We start from the raw sequence: 25,479 nt of genomic DNA on the forward strand, positions 1-25,479 counted from the left end.
AGCGGGCACCGTGGTGCCCGCCCCACCGACCGCGCTGAGCGCGTTCCTGCCCGGCGCTTCGACGTTGGCGACCGCGCACGAGCGCACCGTGTCCCTCTACGACGCGCGCGACCTGCGCCGCGCTCCGCGCACGGTGCAGCTGCCCGCGGCGCCCGCGACGTTGCGCGCCACCCCGGACGGGAAGCTGCTGGCCGCCCAGCCCGACGCCGACCTGGTCGCCCGCATCGATCCGGCGACCGGGGCCGCCGAGCAGCTGCGCTACCCGGGCCGTCCGCTGGACGCCGCGGTCGTTCCCGGGGGGCTGGCGGTGGCGTTGGAGGCCACCGGCAGCGTCGCGCTGCCCGGCGGGAAGCAGGCCACCGGGTTCAAGCGGCCCGCGGAGTTGGTCGAGCTCGGCGGGCGGCTGCACGTGCTCGACGTGCTGGCGACCTCGTTGACGCCGGTCGACCCGGCCACCGGGGAGAAGGAACCCGCGCTGCGGGCGGGTGCCGGCGCCACGCACGTGGCCGCCGACCGCTACGACCGGGTGCTGGCCGTGGACACCCGCGGGCAGGAGCTGCTGGCCTTCGCCACCGATCCGTTGATCATGAAGCAGCGCTATCCGGTGCCCGGCGCGCCCTTCGCCCTGGCCTACGACCCCGACCGGGACCTCGCGTGGATCACGCTGACGGCGAGCAACGAGCTCGTCGGCTACGACGTCGCGGGCGGGGAACCCCGGGAGGTGCACCGGGTGCCGACCGTGCGGCAGCCGAACTCGGCGGCCGTGGACCCCGCTACCGGAGCAGTGTTCGTCGCCTCGGCAACCGGGGCAGGAATGCAGGTGGTGACGCCATGAGCGAAGAACGGGACCCCGAGACCTCTTCCGAGCCCGCCCCCGCCGGCCGCGGGGCGCGGGAGAGCGGCTTCTCCGACGAGAAGTGGGACTACCGGCCGCTGCGGCTGCCGCCGGGCATCACCCGGCTCAGCGCCGCCACCCAGCTGAGCATCCACGCCGAGTTCTCCGGGTGGGAGTTGTCCCGGGTGTTGCTCTACTCCGACGGCACCCGCAAGGTGTGGCTGCGCCGCCGCCGGAGCACACCGGGCGTACCGGAGCTGCGCACCTGATCGATCGCCCGTCGGGTGGGTGAGCCGGTATCGGCGGTCTCCGGTCTTCGCGGGTTCCTGACGCGTTCCTGATGCGTCGGCCGTGCCGTGTGGCGGGTCCGTTCCGGTGGACTAAAGATATCGACGGCGTGGTGGGAGTGCGATCTGCGCCACTCCCCAGGACCATCGGCCATACCCTCCCGACACCCGACGAACAGGAGCACGACGTGGAACCCGCCGAGCACAACCCGGCCGACCAGTTCGACCCGCCGCGCGCGAGCGTGCAGACGCTGCTGCCCGAGGCCGCCGTTCCAGGACAGCACCGCGGGCAGTGGCCCGGTGAGCTCGACGACGCCGACGAGAGCCACCTGATCCGCGGCTACGACTGACCGAACCCGGTCCCCGGCCCGGGACCGCCCGCCACCGGCTACGCGGGTGCGCTCCCCACCCGGTCGTCCAGCGCGGCGCCGAGGGTTCCGGGCCAGGTCGCGGCCATGCCGCGCACTCCTGCCAGCGCGGCGTGCAGCCTGCCGCGCGCGTCGAGCTCGGCGCCGCTCTTGAGCCATTCCCGCAGCACCTGGTTGTGGGCGGCGCCGCCGGCGGCCGCCGCGACCGCCGCGCGCAGCGCCGCGTCCGGTTCGCCGTCGTAGCGGCCGCGCAGGTAGCGGGTGAACGCCCGCTGGTAGTCGTCGGTGCTGGCGATCTCCTTGGCCCGCAGCGACGGGACCTGCCTGGTCAGCGCGAAGCGCTGCAGCGACACCGCGGGGTCGGCCAGGTAGGTCTCCAGCACCGCTTCGGCGGCCCGGCACACCGCGGGCAGCGGTTCCTCGCCGTCGGCCTGCTCCAGCAGTTCGGCCACGTCGGCCAGCCGCTCCTCGTGGTCGCCGAACACGGCGTCCTCCTTGGAGCGGAAGTAGCGGAAGAAGGTGCGCCTGCCGACCCCGGCGGCCTCGGCGATCTGGTCGACGGTGGTGGCTTCGAACCCGTTCGCGGCGAACAGGTCCAGCGCGGCCGACGACACGGTGCCGCGGATCCGGCGGCGGCCCTGCGGGGTGCGGCCTGCGCGCGGCCGCGGCTGCTCGGACATGGCCGAAATATACCCACCCGATTGAGAGTGGCACTCCGTGCCGTTAGGATTCCGGCGACCGAGGGCGCGGCGCCACACCCGCACCCGGATCCGGCGATCACCACGGCCCCAGCGCAACGCTGGAGACGGGAGGCAGCAGTGAACCCGAACTTCGAGACCTACCGGCTCAACGACGAGCACGACGCCCTGCGCGAGGCGGTGCGCGCCCTCGCCGAGAAGGAGATCGCCCCGCACGCCGCCGAGGTCGACGAGCAGGAGCGCTACCCGCAGGAAGCGCTCGACGCCCTGGTCAAGGCCGGGTTCGCCGCCGTGCACGTGCCCGAGGCCTACGGCGGCGAAGGCGCCGACTCGGTCGCCACCTGCATCGTCATCGAAGAGGTCGCCCGCGTCTGCGCCTCCTCCTCGCTGATCCCCGCGGTGAACAAGCTCGGCACCATGCCGATCATCCTGTCCGGCTCCGAGGACCTGAAGAAGAAGGTCCTCGGCGACCTCGCCGCGGGCACCGCGACCGCCTCCTACGCGCTGTCCGAGCGCGAAGCCGGCTCCGACGCCGCCGCCATGAAGACCCGCGCCCACCGCTCCGGCGACGACTGGGTCCTCAACGGCAGCAAGTGCTGGATCACCAACGGCGGCGTGTCCAGCTGGTACACCGTCATGGCAGTCACCGACCCGGACAAGAAGGCCAACGGCATCAGCGCCTTCGCCGTGCACCAGGACGACCCGGGCTTCGTCGTCGGCCCCAAGGAGAAGAAGCTCGGCATCAAGGGCTCCCCCACCGTCGAGCTCTACTTCGAGGATGCCACCATCCCCGGCGACCGCATCATCGGCGAGCCCGGCACCGGCTTCAAGACCGCCCTGGCCACCCTCGACCACACCCGGCCCACCATCGGCGCCCAGGCCGTCGGCATCGCCCAGGGAGCTCTCGACCAGGCGCTGGCCTACGTCAAGGAGCGCAAGCAGTTCGGCAAGTCCATCAGCGACTTCCAGGGCGTCCAGTTCATGCTCGCCGACATGGCCATGAAGGTCGAAGCCGCCCGCCACATGGTCTACGTCTCCGCGGCCCGCGCCGAGCGCGGCGAGGGCAACCTCGGGTTCATCTCCGCCGCCGCGAAGTGCTTCGCCTCCGACGTCGCCATGGAGGTGACCACCGACGCCGTGCAGCTGTTCGGCGGCGCCGGCTACACCCGCGACTTCCCGGTGGAGCGCATGATGCGCGACGCCAAGATCACCCAGATCTACGAGGGCACCAACCAGATCCAGCGCATGGTGATGTCCCGCGCCCTGCTCAAGGGCTGACCGCCCCGCCCCGGGGGGGGGGGGGCCCCCCCCCCCCCCCCCCCCCGCCCCCCCCGCCCCCCCCCCCCCCCACGGCACGGTCACGCCTCGCCCGCGTCCTCGTCGTCGGTCTCCCGCGCCAGCTGGTTGCCCGCCTCCGCGTACAGGCTCGTCAGCAGCCACGCCCCCACCCCGATGTCATCGGTGATGCCCACCAGCGGCAGCAGGTCCGGCACGAAGTCCAGCGGCCAGATCAGGTACAGCACCCCCGCCAGCCACAGCACCGTCTGGTAGCGCGGCACCGCCGCGGGCCGGCCGCGCCACGGCGCCGCGACCATCGACGGGATCGCCCGCAACCGCCGCACCGGACCACCCGTGCCCGGCGCCGAGCGGTGCGCCCGCCGCGCCGCCCGCACCGGGGCGAGCCTGCGCCGCACCAGCGCGACCAGCCCGGCGATCACCACGCCGATGCCCGCCGCGATCAGGCCGCCCGGTACCAGCCAGCCCTGCCCGCTCCAGTCCCCGACCACCAGCGCCACCACGCCGGCCAGGACGAGCACTCCACCAACGGCGATCATCACGAACACCCCTCACGAGCACGGGAACCGGCACCAGCCTGCCACGAGCCGCCGCGCCGCCCCGATCACCCGCCCGGTCCGACCGGCACGCGGGCCACCACGATCCGTGCCACAGTCGCCGAGGGCCGGGCGGACAGCAGGGGGGCACCGTGGTCGAACAGGCCGAACCGACACGTCGGCAACCGTCGCTGGCCCGCGCGGGCGGCACGATGGCCATCGCCACCGTCGTCAGCCGCATCACCGGACTCGCCTCGAAGGTCGTGCTCGTCGCCGTCCTCGGCCTCGGCATGGTCAACGACTCCTACACGGTGGCCAACACGCTGCCGACCGTCGTCAACGAACTGCTCCTCGGCGGCGTTCTCACCAGCGTCGCCGTCCCGCTGCTGGTGCGCGCCCAGCAGCGCGGCGAACGCGACGGCGAGCAGTACGCCCAATGGCTGATCACCACGGGTGGGGTGCTCATGGCGGGGGCCACCGTCGTCGCCGTCGCCACCGCACCGCTGCTCACCGCGCTCTACCTCGGCGCCCACACCCGCGCCAACACCGCGCTGACCACCGCTTTCGCCTACCTGCTGCTGCCGGCGATCCTCTTCTACGGCCTGTCCGCGCTGCTGTCGGCGGTGCTCAACGCCCGGCACGTGTTCGGCCCGCCCGCCTGGGCGCCCGTGGTGAACAACCTCGTCGTGCTCACCACGGCCGGGGTGTTCGTGCTGCTGCCCGGCACCATCACCCTCGACCCGGTGCGCATGGGAGAACCGAAGCTGCTCGTGCTCGGCATCGGCACCGCGCTCGGCATCGTCGCGCAGAGCCTCGTCGTCGCCGTCTCCCTGCGCCGCACCGGTTTCCGCTACCGCTGGCGGTGGGGCTGGGACCACCGGCTCGGCGAGTTCGCCTCGCTCGCCGGGTGGGTGGTGCTCTACACGCTGATCAGCCAGTTCGGCATGATCGTCACCACCCGCGTCGGCGCCCAGGGCACCGAGGGCAGCGTCGCCACCTTCACCTACGCGTGGCTGCTGTCCCAGGTCCCCTACGGCGTGCTCGGGGTGTCCCTGCTGACCGCGCTCATGCCGCGCATCAGCCGCTCCGCCACCGACCCCGACACCCGCGCGTTCGTCGTCGACCTGTCGCTGGGCACCCGGATGAGCGGGGTGCTGCTGCTGCCGATCAGCGCGCTCATGCTCGTCGCCGGGGGCTCGCTGGGCATCGCGTTCTTCTCCCTCGGCAACAACGGCATCGCCGCCGCCGACCGGCTCGGCGCCACCATCGGGGTGTGCGCGCTGGGCATCGTGCCGTTCGCGATCACCATGCTGCAGCTGCGCGCCTTCTACGCCATGAAGGACGCCCGCACGCCCACCGCCATCAACCTGATCATGGTCGTGTTCCGGTCGGGGCTGTGCTACCTGTTCCTGGCCACCACCGACCCGGAGGACCTCGTCGTCGGCGTCGCGCTCGCCATGTCGCTGAGCTTCGCCCTCGGTGCGCTGGTCGGGCAGCTGTGGCTGCGGGCCCGCGTCGGCGGCGTCGACACACGCCGCACCGCGGGGAGCCTGCTGCGCGCGCTCGCGGTCACCGCGGTGGCCTGCGGCTGCGCCCTCGCCGCCGACCGGGCCGTGCACGCCGCGCTCGGCGAGACCGGTGCCGTGGCCGGTGCGTGGATCACGCTCGTCGTGGACGGCGTCGTCGTGCTCGTCGCGAGCTTCGGCGGCCTGCTGCTGGTGCGCGCCCCCGAAGTGCAACCGGTGCGCGAAGCGCTGCGCCGGCGCTGAGCGCGCAGGCTCACTTCGGGTTGCGCGCCCGCACCCGGGTGCGCTCCACCCGCAGCGCTGCCAGCTCCTCCGGTTCCGCGATCGGCTGCAGCGGCGCCCCCATCGCCCACTCCAGCAGCAGGTCCGCCAGCGCCGGGTTCCGCGCGAGGATCGGGCCGTGCAGGTAGGTGCACACCACGTGCCCGCGCACCGCGCCCTCCGCGCGCTCGTGCCCGTTGCCGGTGCCCCGGGTCACCCGCCCCAGCGGGACCGAACCCGCACCGAGCCTGGTGCGGCCCAGGTGGTTCTCGAAGCCGGTCAGCATCCCCACCCCGGCCAGCACCGAGTTCGCCGTCACCTCGCCGATCGCGCGTTCCCCGGCGGGTTCGGTGACCGCGTCCACCAGCCCCAGGCCTTCGTGGCGCACCCCGTCGCCGGTGGTGAACTCGGTGCCCAGCAGCTGCAGGCCCCCGCAGATCCCCAGCACCGGCACCCCGCGCGCCGCCGCGCGCTGCAGGCCGGGCGAACGCGACAGCACCCGCATCGCCGCGGTCTGCGCCACGTCCTCACCGCCGCCCAGCAGGTACACGTCGCAGGACTCCGGCACCTCCGGGGCGGACGACAGCACCGTCACCGTCTCGCTCGGGATGCCCCGCCACGCCAGCCGCTGCTCCAGCACCAGCACGTTCCCGCGGTCCCCGTAGGTGCCCAGCAGGTCCGGCAGCAGCAGCGCGATCCGCACGCCCCCGCTCATCGGGTCACGCTCCGGGCCAGCAGGTCGCGGAAGGCGGTGTAGTTCGCGATCACATCCGGTTCGGCCCCGCTGCGGCCCAGCGCGTCCTGCGGGGTGCTCACCACCTCACAGCGCACCCCCGCGTACCGCAACCGCACCGCCAGGTCCAAGCCCCGTTCGCCGGTCACCAGCACCGCCCTCCCGCGCAACGACTCGAAGTCCACGTCCCACAGCCAGGAGACGTCGTAGCCGTCGGCCTCCCTGCTGTTGACCACCAGCACCAGCGGCCGGTCGTGCCCGGAGACCAGGTCGAGCATCTCCAGCCAGCTCGCCGGGTTCTTCGCCAGCAGCAGCCGCACCACCCGGTCGTCGAGCAGCACGGTGGCGTAGCGGCCGCTGGCCTGGCGCAGGTCGGCGATCCGGGCCAGCACCCGGTCCGGGTCGCAGCCGAGTTCGGCGGCGGCGGCGACCGCGAAGGTGGCGTTGATCCGGTTGACGTGCCCGGGCAGCTGCAGGCTCAGCTGCCGCGCCCGCCCGTCCGGGCCGAGGACCGCCTCCGCGGTGACCGTCCAGTCCGCCTCGGGGCGGGCCAGGCCGCACTCGCAGCGCCACGGCCCGTCGAGGTCGGTGATGCCCGCGCCGCAGCGCGGGCAGTTCGACGCGTCGTGCATCCAGCGCGCCCCGCCGGACACCCACGTCACCCCGGGGTGCCCGGCGGCGACGGAGACGATGTTCGGGTCGTCGCGGTTGGCGACGACGCGGGTCCGCGGCACGCGTTCCAGCGCGGCGCGCAGGCTGCGCTGCACGGTGCGGATCTCCCCGACGCGGTCCATCTGGTCCCGGCTGAGGTTGAGCAGCACGATCACCGACGGCGCGAACTCGGCGGTGACCTGGGCGAGGTGCAGTTCGTCCACTTCGAGGGCGGCGAACGGCGCGGACAGGTCGGTCATCAGCGCGGCGACGTGCCCGTCGAGCATGTTCGCGCCGGTGACGTTGCTGGTGGCGGTGCCGCGGCTGCGCAGGGCTTCGGCGACCAGTGCGGTGGTGGTGGTCTTGCCGTTGGTGCCGGTGATCATGACGATGCGCCGGCCCGCGGCGAGCCTGCCGAGCAGGCCGGGTTGCAGGCTCAGCGCCAGCCTGCCGCCGATCATGCCGCCGCTGCCCAGGCGCAGCCGCCGAGACATGCCTGCGACGACGCGGCCCGCGCCGACGGCCAGCGAGGTGCGCAGCGGCCTGCCGGTGGCGGGTCCGCCGGGATGCGGCGGGGCGATCACCCGCCACGGCGGGACCACGGCCGGGTCGGTGGGCGTCGCGTCGTCGGCCGCGCGGGGCGGCGGCGGGACCCCCTCGCCCGCCGCGGTCCGCTCGCCGTCGGGCTCCGCGGTCTCGCCCTGCTCGCCGTCCCTTCTGGTTCCGGTCATTCGTCACTCCCCCTTGACGAACAGCGGTGCGGTGGCCGGTGTCCGGCTCACCTCACTGCCGCGGGACCAGGGGATCGACCAGGTCCGGCCTGCTCACCGCCCTCGCCCGCCGCTTCGACAGTGTGGCCCGGCGCCGCCGATACAGCGCGACGAATCCGAGCAGGCCACCGGCGGTCAACGTCAGCGCACCGACCTGCCCGTGGGTCTGCAGCGATTCGGCGAGCACCACCTGATGTGCGGGGAACACGACTCCTCGGCACCTCCTTCCCCGTGTCGGCTGAGCCGGGTTTCCGGCGTGGCCCCCATGGTCGGAGCGCGTCGGTCACGGACCGGTGCCGACATGCCGGGGCGTCACCCGGCCGGGCTGCACGTTCCGGTCGTGCGCGGCGAGCTCGGTGCCGCGGTCTCGTCCGGCGATCAGGCGTCGCGGCTCACTAGGGTCGTCACCGCGTCCGGTGCCGGGACCGCCGGACGCGGTGACGCGCTGGGGGTCCCGCCGGGGACCGGGGAGTCGTGCGATGACCGAGTACTGGGTGCTTTTCGTGCTGGGGGCGATGGCGTTCGGCGGGGTGTGGTGGACGGCGTGGGACATCCGGTCGGACCTGCGGCGCAGGCGGCTGAAGTGACCCGGTCTGCTGGCGGCCGAGGGCGACGGCCTCGGGTCGTCGAACGCGCGCAGCGGGTCGTTCCCGCAGCCGCTGAGCTGCCGACCACCTGATCAACGGCCTCCGGCGAGCCGCGAAGAGAGCTATTCGACGTGGAGGCCGTCGCTGTTCATGGCTTTGGACAGGGTGGGTGCGGTCAGTGCGGTGACGACGAGCACCGACACGGCGGCGAAGGCCAGCACCGCGGCGGTGCCCGGCAGGTCCAGCGCCGGGATCTCGGCGAAGTCCGTCACGTAGATCAGCACGCCCAGCCCGTACCCGGCGGGCACCGCGATCGCGGTGGCCAAGAGCATGGGTACGGCGTTCTGCAGGAAGGCCGACCAGACGAGGGTGCTGCGCTTGGCCCCCACCGCACCGAGCACGGCCATCGGGCGGGCCCGTTCGTGGATCTGTTCGACGGCGGTGACCAGCAGGCTGCACCCGATCAGCGAGAACACCACCAGAGCTCCTGCCAGCAACCCCGTCTTCACCAGCTGGAGCGTGGCGGTCGGCACCACGGGCCCCGCCGCGACGGTTTCGGAGACCTCCCCTTGTTCCAGGCTCGCCTCGACGAGGTTGCGGATGCGTTCGACGAGGTCCTGCGGGACCGTCGCCGCCAGTTCGATCCGGATGTCCACGTTGCGCGGCTCCAGCGGGATGCCCGTCGCCGCGGCCGGTGTGATCAGCAGGCCCGCGGGCGTGAGCATGTTGCGCTCGGCGTTGCGCGGTTGCGTCGGACGCAGCGGCGGAACCGCCCAGGAGGCCCCGGCGCCCGGAGTCTCGGCGCTGGAGCCTCCTGGCGAGCCGACCGTCCACGTTTCGCCGGTGCGCGGCGGTTCGCCCTCGCCGTCGCTGCCCGCGGACGCGGCGAAGGTGTCGCCGTCCCGGCAGTCGGGGGCCATGCCGAGTCGGATGATCAGGTCGCAGTCGGCGATCACCGCGTAGGTCGAGCGGTCCGGCCCGGCCTGGAGGGTGATCTGGTGGTGGCCGCTGACCGCGACCACCCCGGGCAGCGCCACCAGTTCGGTGCGCAGCTGCTGCAGCCCGTCCCGGCCGGAGCCGTCCTCGCGCCCGGAGATCGACGCCGTCCGCGGCTCCGACGGATGCTCTGCGACCTGCTGTTCGAGGGAGGCGACCATGGTTTGGAGGGCGATGATGCCGGTGACGACGACGGCGATGGCGCTGACGGAGCGGGCCGCGGTGCCGCTGGTGAGGTGCAGGCGGCGGAGTGCTAGTTGCCAGGCGAGCGGGCCTGTGTGCCAGCGCCGGGCGACGTTCTCCACGATCCAGGGCAGCAGCAGCGGCACCGACAGCAACACCAGCGCCACCGAGAGGACCACCAGCGCGCCCCAGGCGTTCGAGTCCAAGCCCAGCGGCATGCGCGACACCACCAGACCGGCGATGCCCAGCGCCGTCGCCGCTCCGCGCGGCCACAGCCTGCGGCGGATCGGCGTGGCCTGGCGCACCGAGCGCAGCGGGTCGTGCACGGCGCCGCGCAGCGCGACCAGCGAGATCAGCACGGTGAGCGCCGGAACCCCCGCGGTGATCAGCACCGCCGACCACCACACCGGGGTGATGTCGGAGACGAACACGGACACGAACGACGTCTCGAACCGGGAGAACGCGAGGTGCCCGGCGAGGAACAGCACCCAGCCCGCCAGCACCCCGGTGCTCGCGCCGACCAGCGCTTCCCCGGAGGCGATGCGTCGCACCTGCCAGGCGCTGGCGCCGACCAGGCGCAGTGCGGCGAGCCTGCGTTGCCGGGCGGCTTCGGCCAGCCTGGTGGTGCTGATCACGAACACCACGACCGGCAGCAGCAGCGCGCAAGCGCCGATCAGCACCAGCAGCCAGGTCGACTCCCCGTACGAGGGCGGCCGGTAGGTCTCACCGAAGTGGTCGACGACCCGGACGCTCGCGGCCTGCTCGGTCAGCCCGGACGCACCACCGTAGTAGTGCAGCTCTCCTGGTGTGAGCAGTCCGTCGTCGCCGATGGTGCCGGTGATGGTGCCGGGCAGGCGGTCCCGCAGCAGTGCGGAGTCGGGCCGGGCCAGCAGGTCCGCCAGTGCCGGGGACACGATCAGCTCTCCCACGGCCGGGTAGTGGTCCAGCCCGGTGGGCAGCGGCGCGTCGGGGCGCTGCGGCTGCAGCAGCCGCCCGGTGATGCGCTGCCCCCGGAACGTCGTGTTGCTGGGCAGTCCCAGGACGGCGGTGGAGGCCGCGGGCTCGGTCTCGTAGGTGAGCTCCATATGGCGGCCGGCGGTCCGCTCCACGTGCCGCTCCAGCCACGTGGGCAGCGACGCGCTGATCAGGAGGACGAGCACACCGATGCCGATGCCGACGGTCATCAGGGCGAGGCGCCCCCACGGCGTGTTGCGGTCGCCGACGGCGAGCCGTGCGCCCAGCACCAGGTCTGCGGTCCAGGTGCGGATCCTGCTCATCGTGCGCGGTCTCCTCGGCGTCGGTGACGGCTATTCGGTGTGGAGCCCGTCGGGGCTCATGGCCTTGGACAGGGTGGGTGCGGTCAGTGCGGTGACGACGAGCACCGACACGGCGGCGAAGGCCAGCACCGCGGCGGTGCCCGGCAGGTCCAGCGCCGGGATCTCGGCGAAGTCCGTCACGTAGATCAGCACGCCCAGCCCGTACCCGGCGGGCACCGCGATCGCGGTGGCCAAGAGCATGGGTACGGCGTTCTGCAGGAAGGCCGACCAGACGAGGGTGCTGCGCTTGGCCCCCACCGCACCGAGCACGGCCATCGGGCGGGCCCGTTCGTGGATCTGTTCGACGGCGGTGACCAGCAGGCTGCACCCGATCAGCGAGAACACCACCAGGGCCCCTGCCAGCAGCCCGTACTTGACCAGGTTCAACGCGATGCGCGGGTCGGTCCCCTCGGTGTAGCTCTCGTAGATGTCCGGGTTCGGCAGGTGGTGCCAGGCCGCGGTGCGGATCTGGTCGAGCAGCTGCGGTGGCGCGTGCTCGTCGCGCATCACGGTGAGGCTCACCCGGCGGATCTCCATCGGGATCCCCGCGGCGGCGGCCGGGGTCAGCACCAGGTTCGGCGCGTTGAGCGCCTCGGGCGTGCGCGGGCCTGCGGGGAGCACGGGCGGGACGATCCAGGCGATGGTGCCCGGCCCGGTGGCGTTCGAACCGGACCGGTCGATCTCCCACCGCTCCCCTTCGCGCAGCGGCCGTTGACCTTCTTCGGGTGGGCTGTGCTCGGTGCGGGTTGGTGAGAAGGCGTCACCGTCGCGGCACTCCCCGACCTCGATGATCCGGCTGATCGTGGCGCAGTCGGCGATCGCCACCGACGCGGCGGAACGTTCTCCGGAACGCAGGGAAACCGTGTGCTGGGCCGTCACCGAGCGGACCCCGGGCAGCGCGGCGATCTCGTCCCGCGTGGCGCTCAACCCTTCCCGGCCGGTCAGGTCCTCCTGCCCGTAGACGTTCACCTCCGATGTGCTCGTCCGGGTGGACAGCCGCTGGTACTGCTGTTCGAGGGAGGCGACCATGGTTTGGAGGGCGATGATGCCGGTGACGACGACGGCGATGGCGCTGACGGAGCGGGCGGCGGTGCCGCTGGTGAGGTGCAGGCGGCGGAGTGCTAGTTGCCAGGCGAGCGGGCCGGTGTGCCAGCGCCGGGCGACGTTCTCCACGATCCAGGGCAGCAGCAGCGGCACCGACAGCAACACCAGCGCCACCGCGAAGACCGGGATCGAGATGCGCAGGTCCGAGGACCCGATCTCGGTCCAGGGGACCGTGACGCCCACCATGCCCAGCACGAGCGGCACCAGCCGCGGCCACAACCGACGGCGGCGGGGCATCGCCTGGCGCACCGCACCGAGCGGGTCGCCGACCGCGCCGCGCAGCGCGGCCAGCGCGATCAGCACGGTGGTCAGCGGAACACCCGCGGTGATCAGCGCCGCCAGCCACCACACGGGCGTGAAGTCGTCGACGAACGCCGAGAAGCCCGCCACCTCGAGCCGGTCCACCGCCCAGTGGCACACCGCGAACAGCACCCACCCGGCGAGCACCCCGGTGGTGGCGCCGACGAGGGTTTCGCCGGAGGCGATGCGTCGCACCTGCCAGGCGCTGGCGCCGACGAGGCGCAGTGCGGCGAGCCTGCGTTGGCGGGCTGCCTCGGCCAGCCTGGTCGTGCTGATCACGAACACGATGACCGGCAGCAGCAGTGCGCAAGCGCCGATCGACCACAGCATCAGGGCTTCCGGCGTCGAGTTGAACTTGTCGTCGTAGGTCTCGCCGAAGTGGTCGTCGACGCGGTAGTCGGCGTTCCACTCGGTCAGCCCGGTGGCGCCCGCGTAGTAGTACAGCTCTCCCGGCGAGAGCAGTCCGTCGTCGCCGATGGTGCCGGTGACGGTGCCGGGCAGGCGGTCCCGCAGCAGCTCGGTTCCGGGCCGGGCCAGCAGGTCGGCCAGCGCCGGGGACACGATCAGCTCTCCGGCCGCCGGGTAGTGGTCCAGCCCGGCGGGCAGCGGGGCGTCCGGGCGCCGCGGTTCGACGAGCAGGCCCTCCACCGCTTCCCGGCCGAACGCGGTCCTGCCGTCCAAGCCGAGCACCGCTGCCGGGACCTGCGACTGCTCGGCGGTGGCGTGGGCCATGTCGCGGGCGGCGATGCGCTGGTCGCGGGCGGCGAGCCAGTTCGGCAGCGCGGCGCTGGCCAGCAGCACGAGCACGCCGATGCCGATGCCGATGGTCATCAGCGCGAGGCGTCCCCACGGGGTGTTGCGATCGCCGATGGCGAGGCGGATCCCCAGCACCAGGTCGGCGATCCAGGTGCGGGACCTGCTCATCGCGCGGTCTCCTCCGCCAGGGCCGTTCGCCCGTCGCGGATGACGACTTCGCGGTGCGCGTAGGCGGCGACGGTGGGTTCGTGGGTCACCAGCACCACGGCGCTGCCGGATTCGGAGGCGGTCTCGGTGAGCAGCTGCATCACTTCGCGGCCGCCGGTGGAGTCGAGGGCACCGGTCGGTTCGTCGGCGAAGATCACCGACGGGTCGGCGACCAGTGCGCGGGCGAGGGCGGCGCGCTGGCCCTGACCGCCGGAGATCTCGCCGGGGCGCTTGTCGAGCTGGGCGGTGACGCCGAGCTTGTCGGCCCAGTCGCGGGCGCGGCGCTCGGACTTGCTGCGGGCGGCACCGCTGAGGCGCAGCGGCAGCGCGATGTTCTCCAGCACGCTCAGCTCCGGGACGAGCTGGCCGAACTGGAACACGAACCCGAACTCGGAGCGGCGCAGCGCGCTGCGCTCGTCGTCGGACATGGCGGTGACGTCGCGGCCGCGGAAGCGGACCGTGCCGGATTCGGGGGCGACGACCCCGGCCATGCAGTGCAGCAGCGTGGACTTGCCGGAGCCGGAGGCACCGACGACGGCGACGACCTCACCGGCGTCCACGGCGAGGTCCGCGCCGCGCAGCGCGGGGGTGGCGCCGAAGGAGCAGACCAGATCGGTCCCGGTGAGCATCGATTCGGTGCCGGACCTGGACGCGGTCATGCTGGGATCTCCTTCTGCGTGCTGCGGGGGCCGGGTGCGACGGCTCGATTCTCCCGGTCGCGCGCCGCGGCGCGGGCGGCGGGTGCTCCCCCGGCCGATCCGGTTCCCGGGCGCGTCGTGCGGGGCCGGTCGTCGGACTCCGACCGATCATGCATGGCCGGAACCCTACACGGCCGGGTGAACCGCTCCGGTGGGTTTCGGCAAGATCGTTCCGCGCGGGTGCGGCCGGGTCGGCTCCGCTCGCGCGGTGCCCGGTTTACCCGTCCGCTCCGGTGGGCGCGGCGACAGCGGCGTTGGCCCGTTCCCGCTGCGGCACGACGGTGTAGCGGGGGTCGCGGGCGGTGACCCGCCCGGCTTCGAAAATCCCGAAGCGAGCGGCGGCCCCGGCCACGGCCAGGCACGACCCGGCGACCGCCGCGATCCGCCGATCCCGTCCGGCCACCCCCGCCGCGGCCGCACCGGCCCAGGTCAGGACCCGGGAGGCGCGCAGCAACCGGCCGGGCGTGCCGGTGTCGTAGGCCTCGGCGGCGAGCCCGGCGCGGCGCAGCATGCGGTGCTCGGCGGCCAGTTCCAGCGCGGACCCGGTGATCGCCATCCGCCGCGCCGGGGCGGCCTGGGCGGTCGGGGTGGCGAGCAGGGCGATCCCGCCCGCGCTGGAGACGGCGCTGCCCGCGAACACGAACGGCAGCTCCCGGTGCACCTCGTGCCAGCCGGGCACGGCCGTGTCGGCCAGCAGCACCGCGGTGTAGGTGGTCATGGCGGGGCCGAGCACGGCGGCGGCGGTGCCCGCGAGCCTGCCGGTGCCGGGCAGCAGGCCGGTGAGGTCGCTGGCGGCCGCGGCGGCGGTCAGCCCGGAGAACGGGGCGAGGATCCAGGAGCCGACGCTCAGCGGCGAGGTCGGTTTCAGCACCCGCAGCATGTTCAGGAACCGCAGCGGCCGCCCCAGGTCGTGCACGAGCGCGAGCACGCTGGCCCCGGCGCCGGCCGCGGCGGCGACGCGCCCGGTGCGGCGCAGCTCGGGCCGCCCGGTCAGGTCGGCCAGCGCCGCCATCACCGCCGAGCCGCCTGCCAGCCCGCCGAGGAACAGGTAGGCGGGCACGTCGGGGACCTTCCAGGTGGGGCTCTTGATGATCTGCCGCCCGTAGTAGGAGCGGAACTCGGCGTCGGGCACGATCGATTCCCCGCGGCGCCTGCTCATCGCCGTCCCCGCCCGGCGAAGCAGACCGCGACGAGCGCGGCGGCGGTGCCCGCGGCGGCCGCGGCGTGCCGCCACATCGCCGGCAGGTCGCGGGTGGTCACGACCGGGTCGGGTGGCAGCCCGTAGACCTCGGGTTCGTCGAGCAGCAGGAAGAACGCGCCGTCCCCGCCGACGCCGTCGCCGGGGTCGTGGCCGTAGAGGCGGGCGCCGGTCTCACCGCGTTCGTGCAGTTCGTCGACGCGGCGGGCGGCGCGGGCGCGGAGTTCGTCGAGCGGCCCGTACTGGATGGACTCGGTGGGGCAGGCGGTGGCGCAGGCGGGGGCGAGCCCGGCGCCGAGCCGGTCCTGGCACAGGGTGCACTTGAACGCGCCGCCGTCCCCGGGCCGGATGTCGATCACCCCGTAGGGGCAGGCGGGCACGCAGTAGCCGCAGCCGTTGCACACGTCGTCCTGCACGAGCACGGTGCCGTGCTCGGTGCGGATGAGCGCCCCGGTGGGGCACACGTCGAGGCAGGCGGCGTGGGTGCAGTGCTTGCACACGTCGGAGGACATCAGCCACCGCACCCCGCCTCCCCTGTCGCCGGTGGGCCCGTCGCCGGGTGGTCCGACGCCGGGCATGCCGAGGTCGGTGGCGGGCAGCTCCTGTTCGACGAACGCGACGTGCCGCCAGGTGCTGGCACCGAGGTCGCCGGTGTTGTCGTAGGACATGCCGGTGAGTTCCAGGCCGTCCTCGGGCAGCAGGTTCCACTCCTTGCAGGCCACTTCGCAGGCCTTGCAGCCGATGCAGATGCTGGTGTCGGTGAAGAACCCGACGCGTTCGGGGTGCTCGGCGTAGCCGGCGTCGGCGGCGGGGTCCTCCAGCGGTCCGCTGAGGCTGGTGCGATCGACCACGGCTGGCTCCCTCATCGTCCGGTGTCGTGGGGGTCGTCGGCGTGTTCGGTTCCGGTGCGCCCGGTGATGCCCGCGCGCCTGCGGTGCTCGGCGACGAGCTCGGCGAGCGCGGGGCCCCTGGGGCGGCGGCCGGGGCGGATGTCGCAGGTCCCGGCCTTGGTCTCCATGATGTGCACGTTCGGGTCCAGGGACACTCCGATCAGTTCGTTGGCGGCGTCGCCGGTGCTCAGCCCGTTCGGCCCCCAGTGCCAGGGCAGCCCGACCTGGTGCAGGGTGCGGTCGCCGAGGCGCAGCGGCCGCAGCCGGCGGGTGATCAGCACGCGGGCTTCGATGGCGCTGCGGGCGGTGATGATGGTGGCCCAGCCCAGGTGCTGCAGGCCGCGTTCGGCGGCCAGTTCCGGGGAGACCTCGACGAACATGGCCGGGGCGAGTTCGGACAGGTGGTGCAGCCAGCGGCTCATGCCCCCGGCGGTGTGGTGTTCGGTGAGGCGGAACGTGGTGAACGCGTACGGGTAGACCTCGGCGCCGGGTTCGTGCCCGCTGGGCTGGTAGCGGTTCTCCGGGCGGGAGAGGGTCTGGCGGGCGGGGTTGCGCTGCTGGCGGTCGTGCAGCGGGTTGGCCAGCGGTGATTCCTGCGGTTCGTAGTGGGCGGGCAGCGGCCCGTCGACGAGCCCGGCGGGGACGTAGAGCCAGCCGCGGCCGTCGCTCTGCATGATGAACGGGTCGGTGCCCGCGAGCCCGGCGGGCCCGGTGGCGCCGTCGGGGGGCCGGTAGTCGGGGTGCTTGTCGGCCTCGAAGTCGGGGACGTCGTGCCCGCGCCAGCGCCCGGCGTCCTCGTCCCACCACACGTAGGCCTTGCGGTCGCTCCACGGCCTGCCCTGCGGGTCGGCGGAGGCGCGGTTGTAGAGGGCGCGGCGGTTCGCCGGCCACGCCCAGCCCCAGTCGGGGGCGACCCAGTTCTGCTCCCGTCCGGGGGTGCGGCGGGCGGCCTGGTTGGTCTCCTCGGCGTGCACCCCGCTGTAGATCCAGCAGCCGCAGGAGGTGCTGCCGTCGGCGCGGAGTTCGGCGTAGCCGGACACGGTGGTGCCGTCGGGTCCGGTGCCGTTGATCTCGCGGAGCACGGCGTCGGCGCTGGGTTCGGCGATATCGCCTTCGGTCGGGTAGTCCCAGGTGAGGTCGAGCAGGGGCCGGTCGTTCTCCTGCTGCTCGGGGGTGCGCCGGTCGCGGCGGGCGGTGAGCTTCTCCCGGAGCCTGCGGCCGAGGTGGTAGTAGAACCACAGGTCGCTGCGCCGGTCCCCGCGGGGTTCGACGGCCTTGTGGTGCCACTGCAGCAGCCGCTGGGTGTTGGTGAACGAGCCGTCCTTCTCGGTGTGGGCGGCGGCGGGCAGGAAGAACACCTCGGTGCCGATGTCCGGGGTGGACAGTTCGCCGTTCTGGACTTCGGGCCCGTCCTTCCAGAACGTGGCGGTTTCGATCATGTTGAGGTCGCGGACGACGAGCCAGTCGAGGTTGGCCAGCCCGAGCCGCTGCTGCCGCGAGTTCGCGGTGCCCACCGCCGGGTTCTCCCCGATCACGAAGTAGCCCTTGACCTTGCCGTCGATCTGGTCGGCGACGGTCTGGAAGGTGCCGTGGTCGCCGGTGAGCCGCGGCAGGTTCGCGAAGGCGAAGTCGTTGTCGGGGGTCGCCGCGTCCCCCCACCAGGCCTTGAGGAGGCTGACCACGTAGGAGCGCATGTTCGCCCAGTAGCCGCGGGCGTGCTCGTCGGTGGCGACGAACGCGTCGAGGTCGTGGTCGGTCTGGGCCTGCGGCATCGGGATGTAGCCGGGCAGCAGGTTGAACAGCGTGGGGATGTCGGTGGAGCCCTGGATGCTGGCGTGCCCGCGCAGCGCGAGGATGCCCGCACCGGGGCGGCCGATGTTGCCCAGCAGCAGCTGCAGGATGGAGGCGGCGCGGATGTACTGCACGCCGACGGTGTGGTGGGTCCAGCCGACGGCGTAGGCGATGGTGGCGGTGCGGTCGCGCCCGGAGTTGCTGATCAGCGCGTCGGCGACCCGCTGGAACTCGGCCTGCGGCACGCCGCAGGTCTGCTCGACCACCTCCGGGGTGTAGCGGGCGAAGTGCCGTTTGAGCAGTTGGAACACGCACCGCGGGTGCTGCAGCGTCGGGTCGGTCTCGGGGGTGCCGTGGTAGACGGGCCCGCCGGATCCGGCGCGTTCGGGTCGGCTGCCCGCGCGTTCCCGGCCGTGCGGGCTGGCGGGCCGGTCCTCGCGCGGTTTCTCCCAGGACACCGCGGAGAGCGCTTCGGCACCCTCGTACTGCCAGCTGCTCGGGTCGTAGGCCCCTTCGTCGGGGTCGAACCCGGAGAACACGCCGTCGAGGTCCTCGGTGTCGGCGAACTCCTCCCCGATGATCATGGCGGCGTTGGTGTAGTTCACCACGTAGTCGTGGAAGTGGGCGTCGCGTTCGAGGACCTGGTGGATCAGCCCGCCGAGGAACGCGATGTCGCTGCCCGCGCGCAGCGGCACGTGCTGGTCGGCGACCGCGGAGGTGCGGGTGAAGCGCGGGTCGACGTGGATGACGGTGGCGCCGCGCGCTTGGGCCTCGGTCACCCACTGGAAACCGACGGGGTGCGCTTCGGCCATGTTGGAACCCTGGATGAGGATGCAGTCGGCGTTGGCCAGGTCTTGCAGGAAGGTCGTGGCCCCTCCGCGCCCGAAGGAGGTTCCCAGACCGGGAACCGTGGAGGAGTGTCAAATGCGCGCCTGGTTCTCCACCTGGATGGCGCCCATGGCGGTGTAGAGCTTCTTCATGAGGTAGTTCTCCTCGTTGTCGAGGGTCGCTCCTCCGAGGCTCGCGATGCCCGTGGTGCGCCGCAGCGGCCTGCCTTCCTCGTCGGCCTGCTGCCAGGTGGCGTCCCGCGTGGCCAGCACGCGGTCGGTGATCATGTCGAGTGCGGTGTCGAGGTCGAGGTCCTCCCACTCGGTGCCGTGCGGGCGCCGGTAGCGGACCCGGTCCTGCCGGGTGGGTGCGGTGACGAGTTCGCGGCTGGCGGAGCCCTTGGGGCAGAGCCTGCCGCGGCTGATCGGCGAGTCCGAGTCGCCTTCGATCTGGGTGATCTCTCCGTCGCGCACGAACACCTGCTGCCCGCAGCCGACGGCGCAGTACGGGCAGATCGAGCGCACGACCCGGTCGGCGTCCTGGGTGCGGGCGCGGAGCGCGTCGGTGCGGCGGGAGCGGGCGGCGGTGCCGCGCCCGAGCGGGTCGGGTCCGGTGAGCTGGCGGACCAGCGGCCAGTTCAGCCACTGCGGCATCCGGCGACCTCCTCCCGCGAACGACGACGGCGGGTGCCCGATCCCCCATCGGACACCCGCCGCGGCGGTGGTGCAAGCCGGTCGTGCTCGCCGCTGGTCAGCCGCTGATGTTCTCGGCGGGCCGGTCGCCGTCGCGCTCGGCGGCGGCACCCGCGGCCGGGTCGGCCTCGGTTCCGGCGGTCTCGGTTCCGGCGTCGTCCGCGCCCTCGGGTGCCGGGGTGCCGGCCTGGGTGGCCGTGCGCGGCATCCAGATCCACGCGATGAGCGCGGCGAGCAGGATCAGCGCGGCGCCGGCGAGGTTGGCGAAGCGCATCCCGCCCATCCAGGACACCACGACCTCGTGGGCCAAGGCCGCGCCCTGCTGCCCGAGGGACGCGGCGACCTGCAGCCCACCGGGCAGCGATTCCTTCGCCATCGCTTGGGCCTCGGGCGGCAATCCGGCCACGGCCGGGCCCAGCTGGGTGGAGTAGGCGCTGCCGAGGACGCTGCCCAGCACGGCGACGCCGAGGGAGGCGCCGACCTCGCGGGTGACGTCGTTGGTGGCCGAACCCATGCCGGCGCGGGCGCGCGGCACGTTCGCCATCAGCTGGTCGGTGGCCGGGGCCATCGCCAGCGACATGCCGCCGGAGGTCAGCGCCAGCGGCAGCAGCAGGTGCAGGTAGCCGGAGTCGGCGGTCAGGGTGCTGAGCCCGGCCATGCCGCAGGCGGCGAGCACCAGGCCCGCGGCGATGGTGGTGCGCGGGCCGAACCGGCCCACGATGCGCCCGACCTGCGGGGCGACCAGCACCATCATCACCGACATCGGCAGCATGGCCACCGAGGAGCCCAGCGGCGAGTACCCGAACACCAGGATCAGCGTCTGGCTCAGCGAGAAGAACACGCCGATCATCGCGAAGAACACCAGGGTCAGCGCGACCGCGGAGGCGGAGAACCCGGCGTTGCGGAACAGGTCCATGTCCAGCATCGGGTCCTTGACCCGCCGTTCCCAGGCGACGAACGCGCCGACGAGCAGCAGCCCGACCACGACCATGATCAGGGTGCGGGGCGCGGTCCAGCCGACGTGCTGGGCGTCGATGAGCCCGTAGACGACGACGGTGATGCCGACGGTGGACAGGATCGCGCCGCCGATGTCGATGCCGCCGTGCCCGCCTTCGACGGGGGCGTCGCTGCCTGCGTTCTTCGGCACGTACTTGATGCTGGCGATCACGGCGACCACGACGACGGGCACGTTGATCGCGAACACCGCGTGCCAGGTGCTGACCTCCAGCAGCAGCCCGGCGATGACCGGGCCGAGGGCGGTTCCGGCGCCGGAGACCGCGGCCCACACCCCGACCGCCTTGGTGCGCTCGGAGCTGGGGAACACGCTGGTGAGGATGGACAGCGTCACCGGCATGATCATCGATCCGCCGAGGCCGAGCAGCCCGCGGGCGGCGATCAGCTCGGCGCTGGAGCTGACGAAGAAGCACACGTACAGCGACACCGCGCCGAACAGCACCAGCCCGGCCTGCAGCATGAGCTTGCGCCCGTAGCGGTCGGCGAGGGTGGAGGTGGTGAACAGCAGCCCCGCGAACACCAGGGCGTAGGCGTTGCTGAACCACTGCTGGTCCGACAGCGAGGAGCCGAGGTCCTGGGACAGGAACGGCAGGGCGACGCCGAGCGAGGTGTTCGCCAGCATCGTCGCCGACAGCGCCAGGCACAGGACCAGCAGCGTGGTCCAGCGGCGGCGATAGACCCCCAGGTCGATGCCGTCGGCGACGGCGCGGCGCTCGCCTTCGGTGTTCGGGCCTTCGGTGGGGTGCGCACCGCCCGAAGCCGACTCGGGGTGGGTACCGGACACGAGGTCTCCTCATTTCGCGTGCGACAGGATGCCCACCCACGTTATGTCACCACTGCCATTTGTCACTCATGACATCAGTCACCGTTGACGGAACGTGCACACCGGGTGAACCTGGGTCGCATGACCGCCGCACCCGTCGAACCCTCCGCCGAGCCCGTCGACCGCAGGCGGCGCCGCACCGCCCGCACCCGGGCGGGCATCGAGGAGGCGGCGCTGCGGCTGTTCACCGAGCGGGGCTTCGACAACACCACCGTCGAGCAGATCGCCGAGGCCGCCGACATCGCCCCGCGCACCTTCTTCCGCCACTTCCCCAGCAAGGACGCGGTGCTGTTCGGCGATTCGCTGCGCGAGCAGGAGCGGATGCACCAGGTGCTGGCCTCCCGGCCCGCCGACGAGCATCCGATGCGCAAGCTGGCCGCCGCCATGTTCGACACCGCCGACCGGGTGCAGGCCGATCGCCGCCAGCACCTGATGCGCGCGCAGCTGCTGGATTCCCTGGAGGCCGGGGGCGACTACGAATCGCACCTGATGCACCGGCGTTGGGTGCACGAGGTGGCGACCAGCCTCGCCGAGCACTGCGGTGGCGGCGAACCCGATCCGCGGCTGTACACGTGGTCGATGCTGATGATGACCTGCTTCGGTTCGGCGATGCGGTCGTGGCTGGTGCGCACCGACGGCGCGACGCTGCGCGACATCCTCGCGGAACTGCTCGCCGAGACCTCCGCGGGCCTGCGCGAGGTCACCGCGGACCCGATCGGCCGTCCCCTGCCCTGACCCGTTCCGGCCCGGACGGGTGCGGGCCGGAGTCCTCGCGAACCTGGTCGCGCCGCCACACCACCCCGACCCGGTCGGGCGGCGGTGGGCACCCGCAGCCGCGTACCGGGTCAGCGCACGGTGATGAGGTGTTCGCCGCGCGGGACGAGTTCGCCGACGACGGGCGCGCCGGGGACCTCACCGGCCACCAGCAGCCCGCCGGAGGTCTGGGCGTCGGCCAGCAGCAGCGCCTCGCCCTCGCTGGTGGCGGCGAGGGCGCAGTGCGGGCGCACCCAGTCGAGGTTGCGGTGCGTGCCGCCGCTGACGTGCCCGTCGCGCAGCGCCTCCCGCGCCCCGTCCAGGTAGGGCACGGCGGCGGAGTCGAGGACGGCGGAGACCCCGCTGGCGCGCACCAGTTTCAGCAGGTGCCCGAGCAGCCCGAACCCGGTGACGTCGGTCGCGCAGCGCGCCCCGGCGGCCAGCGCGGCGGCCGAGGCCTCGGCGTTGAGCTCGGTCATGGCGGCCACGGCCTGCGGGAACACCTCGCCGGTGGCCTTGTGCCGGGTGTTGAGCACGCCGATGCCGAGGGGTTTGGTCAGCGACAGCGGCAGCCCGGCGCGCCCGGCGTCGTTGCGCAGCAGCGCGTCGGGGTCGGCGGTGCCGGTGGCGGCCATGCCGTACTTGGGTTCGGGGTCGTCGACGCTGTGCCCGCCTGCGACGGGGCAGCCCGCGGCGCGGCCGACGTCGAGGCCGCCGCGCAGCACCTCGCGGGCCAGTTCCAGCGGGAGCCGGTCGCGGGGCCAGCACAGCAGGTTGATCGCCAGCACCGGGCGGGCGCCCATCGCGTAGAGGTCGGACAGGGCGTTGGTGGCCGCGATCCGGCCCCAGTCGTAGGCGTCGTCGACGACGGGGGTGAAGAAGTCCGCGGTGCTGACCACCGCCTGCCCGGCCGGGTCGATGCGGACCGCGGCGGCGTCGTCGCCGTCGTCGAGGCCGACCAGCAGCGCCGGGTCGGGCACGCCGCGCAGGTCGGCGACGATCTCCTCCAGCTCTCCGGGCGGGATCTTGCAGGCGCAGCCGCCGCCGTGGGCGTACTGGGTGAGCCGGTACCGGGTGGGCGCGTCGAGTTCCGTCACGTCACCGACCGTATCCACCTCGTCGACCCGGTGCCCGGTTCGCGGGGGGATCGACCCGTTCGCGGCCCGTCGGGCGCGGCTCGGCGCACGTGCGCACGTCGGTGGTCCCGGCGGCGGCGCGGGCGGGACCACCGGGCGTCGCCGGGTGCGGTCAGAACCGGATGACGCTGGACGGTTCGGCGACGGTGCCGGTGAGTTCGTAGCGGCCGATGTAGACGTTCTTGGCGTCGACGGGGTCGTGGGAGGCGAAGGTGCGGGCGTTGCGCCAGAACCGGTCGTAGCGGTGGGCGTGGGAGGTGCTGCGGGCGCCGGTGATCTCGTGGATCTCGGCGGCGGCCTCGAGGGAGGCCTCGACGGCGGCGACCTTGGCGCGGAAGCAGTCGACTGTCGTCTCGTCGGTCTCCTCGGCGCCGGTTTCGAGCCGGTCGGCGGCGGCGTGCAGCAGGGCGCGGGAGGCGGCGAGCCTGCTGGAGGTGGCGCCGATGCGGCGCAGCACCAGCGGGTCGTCGGCGGGTCCGGCGAAGCGGGGCAGCGAGCCGCGGGTCATGGTGCGGGCGTGCCCGAGCAGGGCGTCGAGGGCACCTTCGCCGATGCCTTGCAGCAGCGCCGCGTGCAGCAGCATCACCGCGCCGAGGAACACCGGGGAGGGTGTGGCCGGGGCGGGCCGGTGGTGGCCGTCGGGGGCGAAGACGTCCCGGTAGGTGAGGGTGCGGCTGCGGGTGCCGCGCTGGCCCATGTTGTCCCAGTCGTCGTGGGCTTCGATCCGCGGGTCGTCGAGGTCGACCAGCGCTTGGTGCGGGGCGCCGTCGAGCAGGCAGCGCACGAGCGCGGCCCCGCCACCGCCGCTGTTGGAGTTGAAGGTCTTGGTACCGGTGACCAGCACTCCCCCGTCGACGCGGCGGGCGGTGACCTTGCCGGTGGTGCCGGTTTCGGCGACGGAGGAGACGAACCGCAGCCCGTCGTGCAGCACCCGGTGCGCCAGCTCCTCCCGGGTGCCGCGCGGCAGTCCGTTGCCGGGGCCGAACAGTTCGCGGGCGACCAGGGCGGTGGTGAGCCAGTTCTGCCCGGTGGGCCCGTCGCCGGCGCTGATCTCGCGGACCGCGCGGATGAGGGTGCCCCAGCCGCCGCGTTCGGTGCCGTCCCAGAGCCCGCCGTGGGCGGCGGGCACGACGAGCCGAGCGGTGCCGAGTTCGGCGAGCAGCGCGAGGTTGCCGGTGGGGTCGGCGTTGTCGCGGTCGGCGGCGAATCCGCCTTCGGCGAGCCGCGGGCGGTGCGCCCGGATGGCGTGCAGCAGCGCGGTGCCCTCGTCCTCGGGGGTCGGCATGACGAACCTCCAAATGCGAACGTGAATTCTCGTTCTCGAATATAGCGGGCGGTGGGCGCCACCCGTCAAGGACGAACCGGCCCGATCAGCGCCGATACGATGCGGGCATGACCGACGAGCCGGACCCCCAGGCGCACTACCGGCAACCCCGCCAAGCCCGCAGCGCCGCCACCCTGGCCCGCGTCCTGGAAGCCGCCGAAGAACTCGCCTTCGACATCGGCCTCGAACAACTCACGATCACCGGCGTCGCCGAACGCGCCGGAGTGTCCGTCGGCTCCATCTACCGCCGCTTCGACGGCAAGGACCAACTCCTCGCCGCCCTCACCGACCGGATGCTGCACCAGCGCGAAACCGACCTCGCCGACGCGCTGCGCACCGCCGAACCCACCCTGACCGGCGTCCTGCACGCCTACACCGACGCGCTGCTGCGCTCGTTCACCTCGACCCGATCCCTGTTCCCCTACCTGCTGCGCGCCCACGAGATCGACGTCCTCGACCGCGGCGCCCGCACCATCACCGAAGTGCACCGGCTGCTGATCGACGCCGCCACCCCGCACACCGGCGACATCCGCCGCGACGACCCCGGCGCCGCCCTGGACGCCGTCGCCCGCGCCCTGCTGGGCGCCTGCTTCCACAACTCGGTGCGCCCCGACCGGCCCGCCGACGAACCCACGATGCGCCGCTACGCCGACGAACTCGCCGAAATGGGACTCGCCTACCTGCGCACCCCCGACCGCGGACACTGACCCCGCGCGCTGACCCCGCGCACTGGGCAACGGGCCCCGGGCAGCGCGCCCCACCCGCCCGGCGTAGGTGGGGCGCCCCCCCCCCCCCCGGCGGCGGGGCGCTGGTAACGCCCCCCGCGCCCCCCCCCCCGCGCGGGGGGGCCGTGGCTTGCGTGATCAGCCGCGCTGATCGAGGTTGGCGAGCCCCGCCAACGGGGTGCCGCTGAGGCCGTCGG

Annotated in this window: 21 protein-coding genes; 7 read left to right on the forward strand and 14 right to left on the reverse strand. The window is 73.4% G+C overall.

Going from position 1 to position 25,479, the window contains the following annotated elements; translation table 11 throughout:
• The 3 genes from LCD31_RS21300 to LCD31_RS21310 form a co-directional block, all read left to right on the forward strand.
• Positions 1-835, forward strand: an 835-nt coding sequence (locus tag LCD31_RS21300; protein WP_224960546.1) for a YncE family protein, incomplete at its 5' end; no start/stop codon positions are given.
• On the forward strand, positions 832-1,104 hold the full coding sequence (locus tag LCD31_RS21305; RefSeq protein ID WP_224960547.1) for a DUF5703 family protein: 273 nt from the start codon (positions 832-834) through the stop codon (positions 1,102-1,104). The genes LCD31_RS21300 and LCD31_RS21305, both read left to right, overlap by 4 nt.
• 206 nt (positions 1,105-1,310) lie before the next feature.
• Entirely contained in the window at positions 1,311-1,472 is a 162-nt protein-coding gene (locus LCD31_RS21310; protein WP_224960549.1) for a hypothetical protein, read from the forward strand.
• Between the two features lie 38 nt (positions 1,473-1,510).
• On the opposite strand, the gene LCD31_RS21315 is transcribed toward LCD31_RS21310, so the two are convergent.
• On the reverse strand, positions 1,511-2,170 hold the full coding sequence (locus tag LCD31_RS21315) for a TetR family transcriptional regulator (RefSeq protein ID WP_224960550.1): 660 nt from the start codon (positions 2,168-2,170) through the stop codon (positions 1,511-1,513).
• Positions 2,171-2,308: 138 nt separating this feature from the next.
• Between LCD31_RS21315 and LCD31_RS21320 the strand changes: the two genes are divergently transcribed.
• Positions 2,309-3,466: an acyl-CoA dehydrogenase gene (locus LCD31_RS21320; protein ID WP_224960551.1), complete on the forward strand. Its 1,158-nt coding sequence runs from the start codon at positions 2,309-2,311 to the stop codon at positions 3,464-3,466.
• Between the two features lie 80 nt (positions 3,467-3,546).
• On the opposite strand, the gene LCD31_RS21325 is transcribed toward LCD31_RS21320, so the two are convergent.
• A complete protein-coding gene (locus LCD31_RS21325) occupies positions 3,547-4,023 on the reverse strand; it encodes a YkvA family protein (protein ID WP_224960553.1) in 477 nt (158 codons plus the stop codon).
• A 149-nt stretch (positions 4,024-4,172) separates the two neighbouring features.
• Here LCD31_RS21325 and murJ point away from each other — a divergent pair, with 149 nt between their 5' ends.
• A complete protein-coding gene (gene murJ / locus LCD31_RS21330) occupies positions 4,173-5,789 on the forward strand; it encodes a murein biosynthesis integral membrane protein MurJ (protein ID WP_224960555.1) in 1,617 nt (538 codons plus the stop codon).
• 10 nt (positions 5,790-5,799) lie between these two features.
• Here the strand turns inward: murJ and LCD31_RS21335 are convergent, their stop codons facing one another.
• The 10 genes from LCD31_RS21335 to LCD31_RS21380 form a co-directional block, all read right to left on the reverse strand.
• The gene (locus LCD31_RS21335) at positions 5,800-6,522 is read right to left on the reverse strand and encodes a type 1 glutamine amidotransferase (RefSeq protein ID WP_224960556.1); all 723 of its coding nucleotides are present in this window, start codon (positions 6,520-6,522) and stop codon (positions 5,800-5,802) included.
• On the reverse strand, positions 6,519-7,922 hold the full coding sequence (locus tag LCD31_RS21340; RefSeq protein ID WP_224960558.1) for a MurT ligase domain-containing protein: 1,404 nt from the start codon (positions 7,920-7,922) through the stop codon (positions 6,519-6,521). Before LCD31_RS21340 ends, LCD31_RS21335 begins: the two co-directional genes overlap by 4 nt.
• A gap of 52 nt (positions 7,923-7,974) precedes the next feature.
• Positions 7,975-8,169, reverse strand: a complete 195-nt coding sequence (locus LCD31_RS21345) for a hypothetical protein (RefSeq protein WP_224960560.1) — start codon at positions 8,167-8,169, stop codon at positions 7,975-7,977.
• Between the two features lie 501 nt (positions 8,170-8,670).
• Positions 8,671-11,004: an ABC transporter permease gene (locus tag LCD31_RS21350; protein ID WP_224960561.1), complete on the reverse strand. Its 2,334-nt coding sequence runs from the start codon at positions 11,002-11,004 to the stop codon at positions 8,671-8,673.
• Positions 11,005-11,034: 30 nt separating this feature from the next.
• On the reverse strand, positions 11,035-13,371 hold the full coding sequence (locus LCD31_RS21355; RefSeq protein ID WP_224960562.1) for an ABC transporter permease: 2,337 nt from the start codon (positions 13,369-13,371) through the stop codon (positions 11,035-11,037).
• Complete coding sequence (locus LCD31_RS21360; protein WP_224960563.1) at positions 13,368-14,069, reverse strand: ABC transporter ATP-binding protein; 702 nt, start codon at positions 14,067-14,069, stop codon at positions 13,368-13,370. Before LCD31_RS21360 ends, LCD31_RS21355 begins: the two co-directional genes overlap by 4 nt.
• A gap of 256 nt (positions 14,070-14,325) precedes the next feature.
• Positions 14,326-15,267: an NrfD/PsrC family molybdoenzyme membrane anchor subunit gene (gene nrfD / locus LCD31_RS21365; RefSeq protein WP_224960564.1), complete on the reverse strand. Its 942-nt coding sequence runs from the start codon at positions 15,265-15,267 to the stop codon at positions 14,326-14,328.
• Complete coding sequence (locus LCD31_RS21370) at positions 15,264-16,157, reverse strand: 4Fe-4S dicluster domain-containing protein (protein ID WP_224960565.1); 894 nt, start codon at positions 16,155-16,157, stop codon at positions 15,264-15,266. The genes nrfD and LCD31_RS21370 overlap by 4 nt, the downstream gene beginning before the upstream one ends.
• An 11-nt stretch (positions 16,158-16,168) precedes the next feature.
• Positions 16,169-19,468, reverse strand: coding sequence for a formate dehydrogenase (gene fdh, locus LCD31_RS21375; RefSeq protein ID WP_224960566.1), 3,300 nt, complete (start codon positions 19,466-19,468; stop codon positions 16,169-16,171).
• Between the two features lie 97 nt (positions 19,469-19,565).
• Entirely contained in the window at positions 19,566-21,305 is a 1,740-nt protein-coding gene (locus LCD31_RS21380; protein ID WP_224960567.1) for an MFS transporter, read from the reverse strand.
• 120 nt (positions 21,306-21,425) lie between these two features.
• Between LCD31_RS21380 and LCD31_RS21385 the strand changes: the two genes are divergently transcribed.
• Positions 21,426-22,079, forward strand: a complete 654-nt coding sequence (locus LCD31_RS21385) for a TetR family transcriptional regulator (protein ID WP_224960569.1) — start codon at positions 21,426-21,428, stop codon at positions 22,077-22,079.
• Positions 22,080-22,189: 110 nt separating this feature from the next.
• Here the strand turns inward: LCD31_RS21385 and selD are convergent, their stop codons facing one another.
• Together selD and LCD31_RS21395 are read right to left on the reverse strand one after the other, a co-directional pair.
• On the reverse strand, positions 22,190-23,194 hold the full coding sequence (selD, locus tag LCD31_RS21390; RefSeq protein WP_224960571.1) for a selenide, water dikinase SelD: 1,005 nt from the start codon (positions 23,192-23,194) through the stop codon (positions 22,190-22,192).
• Between the two features lie 151 nt (positions 23,195-23,345).
• The gene (locus LCD31_RS21395) at positions 23,346-24,518 is read right to left on the reverse strand and encodes an acyl-CoA dehydrogenase family protein (RefSeq protein ID WP_224960573.1); all 1,173 of its coding nucleotides are present in this window, start codon (positions 24,516-24,518) and stop codon (positions 23,346-23,348) included.
• Positions 24,519-24,625: 107 nt separating this feature from the next.
• On the opposite strand from LCD31_RS21395, the gene LCD31_RS21400 reads away from it, so the two are divergent.
• Positions 24,626-25,264: a TetR/AcrR family transcriptional regulator gene (locus LCD31_RS21400; RefSeq protein WP_224960574.1), complete on the forward strand. Its 639-nt coding sequence runs from the start codon at positions 24,626-24,628 to the stop codon at positions 25,262-25,264.
• The last annotated feature ends 215 nt before the right edge of the window (positions 25,265-25,479 follow it).

Origin of the sequence: Saccharopolyspora sp. 6M (genome assembly GCF_020176775.1) — a bacterium.
GTDB classification, from domain to species: domain Bacteria; phylum Actinomycetota; class Actinomycetes; order Mycobacteriales; family Pseudonocardiaceae; genus Saccharopolyspora_C; species Saccharopolyspora_C gregorii.